This is a genomic window from Caballeronia sp. ATUFL_F1_KS39 (assembly GCF_023630985.1).
Classification (GTDB): Bacteria; Pseudomonadota; Gammaproteobacteria; order Burkholderiales; family Burkholderiaceae; genus Caballeronia; species Caballeronia zhejiangensis.
Window position 1 is genome coordinate 1 of sequence record NZ_JALQDZ010000068.1, and the last position, 5322, is coordinate 5322.

At 53.4% G+C, this 5322-nt stretch carries 2 tRNA genes and 3 rRNA genes; all 5 read right to left on the minus strand.

Annotation, left to right across the window (positions count from 1 at the left end):
* Positions 1 to 10: 10 nt before the first annotated feature.
* Positions 11 to 123: ribosomal RNA gene (gene rrf, locus NCR93_RS31575) — 5S ribosomal RNA — on the minus strand.
* Positions 124 to 279: 156 nt separating this feature from the next.
* Positions 280 to 3162 (minus strand): 23S ribosomal RNA (locus NCR93_RS31580).
* Between the two features lie 285 nt (positions 3163 to 3447).
* Positions 3448 to 3523: transfer RNA gene (locus NCR93_RS31585), tRNA-Ala, on the minus strand.
* Between the two features lie 47 nt (positions 3524 to 3570).
* A tRNA-Ile gene (locus NCR93_RS31590) sits at positions 3571 to 3647 on the minus strand.
* 63 nt (positions 3648 to 3710) lie between these two features.
* Positions 3711 to 5242, minus strand: a 16S ribosomal RNA gene (locus NCR93_RS31595).
* Together the 16S, 23S and 5S rRNA genes with 2 tRNA genes alongside form the textbook arrangement of a ribosomal RNA operon.
* Positions 5243 to 5322: the final 80 nt, after the last annotated feature.

The window sequence follows — 5322 nt, forward strand, 5'->3', positions numbered from 1 at the left end:
AGCATGAGGAGCCTGACGATTACCTACTTTCACACGGGTATCCGCACTATCATCGGCGTGGAGTCGTTTCACGGTCCTGTTCGGGATGGGAAGGGGTGGGACCGACTCGCTATGGTCATCAGGCATGACTTGTTGTTGTCTCGCCTGGGTGGGCGCGACAACCAATCTGGGAAGAAGTAGAAGTGTTTGGGTAGTGAGTGTCGCACAACGCTACTCAACCAGGGGTGGTATTGACCAAGCGCTGTGGCGCCAGGTCAGTACGTGAAACACACTGGTTATAGGATCAAGCCTTACGGGCAATTAGTATCAGTTAGCTCAATGCATTACTGCACTTACACACCTGACCTATCAACGTCCTGGTCTGGAACGACCCTTCAAGGGGCTCGAAGCCCCGGGGATATCTCATCTTAAGGCGAGTTTCCCGCTTAGATGCTTTCAGCGGTTATCTCTTCCGAACATAGCTACCCGGCGATGCGACTGGCGTCACAACCGGTACACCAGAGGTTCGTCCACTCCGGTCCTCTCGTACTAGGAGCAGCCCCCTTCAAATATCCAACGCCCACGGCAGATAGGGACCAAACTGTCTCACGACGTTTTAAACCCAGCTCACGTACCTCTTTAAATGGCGAACAGCCATACCCTTGGGACCGGCTACAGCCCCAGGATGAGATGAGCCGACATCGAGGTGCCAAACACCGCCGTCGATATGAACTCTTGGGCGGTATCAGCCTGTTATCCCCAGAGTACCTTTTATCCGTTGAGCGATGGCCCTTCCATACAGAACCACCGGATCACTATGACCTGCTTTCGCACCTGCTCGACTTGTCGGTCTCGCAGTTAAGCACGCTTATGCCATTGCACTATCAGCACGATTTCCGACCGTACCTAGCGTACCTTCGTACTCCTCCGTTACGCTTTGGGAGGAGACCGCCCCAGTCAAACTGCCTACCATGCACTGTCCCCGACCCGGATCACGGGCCAAGGTTAGAACCTCAAACAAACCAGGGTGGTATTTCAAGGACGGCTCCACCGAAACTGGCGTTCCGGTTTCATAGCCTCCCACCTATCCTACACAGATCGGTTCAAAGTCCAATGCAAAGCTACAGTAAAGGTTCATGGGGTCTTTCCGTCTAGCCGCGGGGAGATTGCATCATCACAAACACTTCAACTTCGCTGAGTCTCGGGAGGAGACAGTGTGGCCATCGTTACGCCATTCGTGCAGGTCGGAACTTACCCGACAAGGAATTTCGCTACCTTAGGACCGTTATAGTTACGGCCGCCGTTTACCGGGACTTCAATCAAGAGCTTGCACCCCATCATTTAATCTTCCGGCACCGGGCAGGCGTCACACCCTATACGTCCACTTTCGTGTTTGCAGAGTGCTGTGTTTTTATTAAACAGTCGCAGCCACCAGTTTATTGCAACCCTTTCACCCTCCTGGCGCAGGCCAGTCAAGCTACAAGGGCGTACCTTATCCCGAAGTTACGGTACCAATTTGCCGAGTTCCTTCTCCCGAGTTCTCTCAAGCGCCTTAGAATACTCATCTCGCCCACCTGTGTCGGTTTGCGGTACGGTCATCGTTAGACTGAAGCTTAGAGGCTTTTCTTGGAACCACTTCCAATTGCTTCGCTTCCGAAGAAGCTCGCGCCACGCCCTTGAATTACGCACCCGGATTTGCCTAAGTGCCTTCTCCAACGCAGCGACCGGGACGTCCAACACCCGGACAACCTTCCGCGATCCGTCCCCCCATCGCATCTAACAATGGTGCAGGAATATTGACCTGCTTCCCATCAGCTACGCATTTCTGCCTCGCCTTAGGGGCCGACTCACCCTACGCCGATGAACGTTGCGTAGGAAACCTTGGGCTTACGGCGAGGGGGCTTTTCACCCCCTTTATCGCTACTCATGTCAGCATTCGCACTTCCGATACCTCCAGCACGCTTTTCAACGCACCTTCGCAGGCTTACGGAACGCTCTCCTACCACACGTACTTGCGTACGCATCCGCAGCTTCGGTGACTGGCTTGAGCCCCGTTACATCTTCCGCGCAGGACGACTCGATCAGTGAGCTATTACGCTTTCTTTAAAGGGTGGCTGCTTCTAAGCCAACCTCCTGACTGTTTTAGCCTTCCCACTTCGTTTCCCACTTAGCCAATCTTTGGGACCTTAGCTGGCGGTCTGGGTTGTTTCCCTCTTGACACCGGACGTTAGCACCCGATGTCTGTCTCCCGTGATTGCACTCTTCGGTATTCGGAGTTTGCTATGGCGTAGTAATCCGCAATGGACCCCACAACCATGACAGTGCTCTACCCCCGAAGGTGATACACGAGGCACTACCTAAATAGTTTTCGGAGAGAACCAGCTATTTCCAAGTTTGTTTAGCCTTTCACCCCTATCCACAGCTCATCCCCTAACTTTTCAACGTTAGTGGGTTCGGTCCTCCAGTACGTGTTACCGCACCTTCAACCTGGCCATGGATAGATCACTTGGTTTCGGGTCTACGCCCAGCAACTGATCGCCCTGTTCGGACTCGCTTTCGCTACGCCTGCCTTAATCAGTTAAGCTCGCTACTGAACGTAAGTCGCTGACCCATTATACAAAAGGTACGCCGTCACCCGTTTCCAGGCTCCGACTGTTTGTATGCATGCGGTTTCAGGATCTATTTCACTCCCCTCCCGGGGTTCTTTTCGCCTTTCCCTCACGGTACTGGTTCACTATCGGTCGATCACGAGTATTTAGCCTTGGAGGATGGTCCCCCCATCTTCAGACAGGATTTCACGTGTCCCGCCCTACTTGTCGTACCCCTAGTTCTTCCTCGCTGTTTTCGTCTACAGGGCTATCACCTGCTATGGCCGCACTTTCCAGAGCGTTCGACTAACAACAAAGATAAAGAGTACAGGCTGATCCCATTTCGCTCGCCACTACTTTGGGAATCTCGGTTGATTTCTTTTCCTGCGGTTACTTAGATGTTTCAGTTCACCGCGTTCGCTCCACACAACCTATGTATTCAGTTGTGGGTACTCCATTAGGAGTGGGTTTCCCCATTCGGACATTTGTGGATCAAAGCTCGTTTGCCAGCTCCCCACAACTTTTCGCAGGCTACCGCGTCCTTCATCGCCTGTGATCGCCAAGGCATCCACCACATGCACTTGTTCGCTTGACCCTATAACAAGTGTGTCTCTCTCGAGCCACCCTCGCCATAGGCTGAGTATTCGCGTTGTGCCGTATTCCAAGTCATCATCAAGATCACTTTTCATACTTGATACAATCACTACCCTGACTACCCGACTCACACCCATCTCTAAGTGCTTTTAGATAGTCTCTTTACTACTTCTTCCAGATTGTTAAAGAACGTTTAGCCGACAAGCTCACTTCACTCGCCTGCGACATCAACTGGCTTTCAATCGCCAATGCAAAGTGCTTCACGAAACACTGCGCATTGAGGACTTGGTGGAGGATGACGGGATCGAACCGACGACCCCCTGCTTGCAAAGCAGGTGCTCTCCCAGCTGAGCTAATCCCCCGCGTCTTGCGTCTGCAGCCTCACTGACTGCCTGACTCATCTTGACCGTGGTGGGTCTGGTTGGATTCGAACCAACGACCCCCGCCTTATCAAGACGGTGCTCTAACCGACTGAGCTACAGACCCAAAGCCTGTCTTCAAACAACAGCCGATAAGCGTGAGCGCTTAACTTCGTGTGCGAAGCTCGAGAAAGGAGGTGATCCAGCCGCACCTTCCGATACGGCTACCTTGTTACGACTTCACCCCAGTCATGAATCCCACCGTGGTAAGCGCCCTCCTTGCGGTTAGGCTACCTACTTCTGGTGAAACCCACTCCCATGGTGTGACGGGCGGTGTGTACAAGACCCGGGAACGTATTCACCGCGGCATGCTGATCCGCGATTACTAGCGATTCCAGCTTCACGCAGTCGAGTTGCAGACTGCGATCCGGACTACGATCGGTTTTCTGGGATTGGCTCCACCTCGCGGCTTGGCAACCCTCTGTTCCGACCATTGTATGACGTGTGAAGCCCTACCCATAAGGGCCATGAGGACTTGACGTCATCCCCACCTTCCTCCGGTTTGTCACCGGCAGTCTCCTTAGAGTGCTCTTGCGTAGCAACTAAGGACAAGGGTTGCGCTCGTTGCGGGACTTAACCCAACATCTCACGACACGAGCTGACGACAGCCATGCAGCACCTGTGCGCCGGTTCTCTTTCGAGCACCCCCACCTTTCAGCAGGGTTCCGACCATGTCAAGGGTAGGTAAGGTTTTTCGCGTTGCATCGAATTAATCCACATCATCCACCGCTTGTGCGGGTCCCCGTCAATTCCTTTGAGTTTTAATCTTGCGACCGTACTCCCCAGGCGGTCAACTTCACGCGTTAGCTACGTTACTAAGGAAATGAATCCCCAACAACTAGTTGACATCGTTTAGGGCGTGGACTACCAGGGTATCTAATCCTGTTTGCTCCCCACGCTTTCGTGCATGAGCGTCAGTGTTGGCCCAGGAGGCTGCCTTCGCCATCGGTATTCCTCCACATCTCTACGCATTTCACTGCTACACGTGGAATTCTACCTCCCTCTGCCACACTCAAAGCCTGCCAGTCACCAATGCAGTTCCCAGGTTAAGCCCGGGGATTTCACATCGGTCTTAACAGACCGCCTGCGCACGCTTTACGCCCAGTAATTCCGATTAACGCTCGCACCCTACGTATTACCGCGGCTGCTGGCACGTAGTTAGCCGGTGCTTATTCTTCCGGTACCGTCATCCTCCATCCATATTAGGGACGAAGTTTTCTTTCCGGACAAAAGTGCTTTACAACCCGAAGGCCTTCTTCACACACGCGGCATTGCTGGATCAGGGTTGCCCCCATTGTCCAAAATTCCCCACTGCTGCCTCCCGTAGGAGTCTGGGCCGTGTCTCAGTCCCAGTGTGGCTGGTCGTCCTCTCAGACCAGCTACAGATCGTCGCCTTGGTAGGCCTTTACCCCACCAACTAGCTAATCTGCCATCGGCCGCCCCTATAGCGCGAGGTCCGAAGATCCCCCGCTTTCTCCCTCAGGTCGTATGCGGTATTAATCCGGCTTTCGCCGGGCTATCCCCCACTACAGGACACGTTCCGATGTATTACTCACCCGTTCGCCACTCGCCACCAGGGTTGCCCCCGTGCTGCCGTTCGACTTGCATGTGTAAGGCATGCCGCCAGCGTTCAATCTGAGCCAGGATCAAACTCTTCAGTTCAATACCTGTTACTGTTTTCTATTCTTCCGAATAGGTCGCTCACTCAACGTACTGACGATGATTTATTCCATCCAAAGATG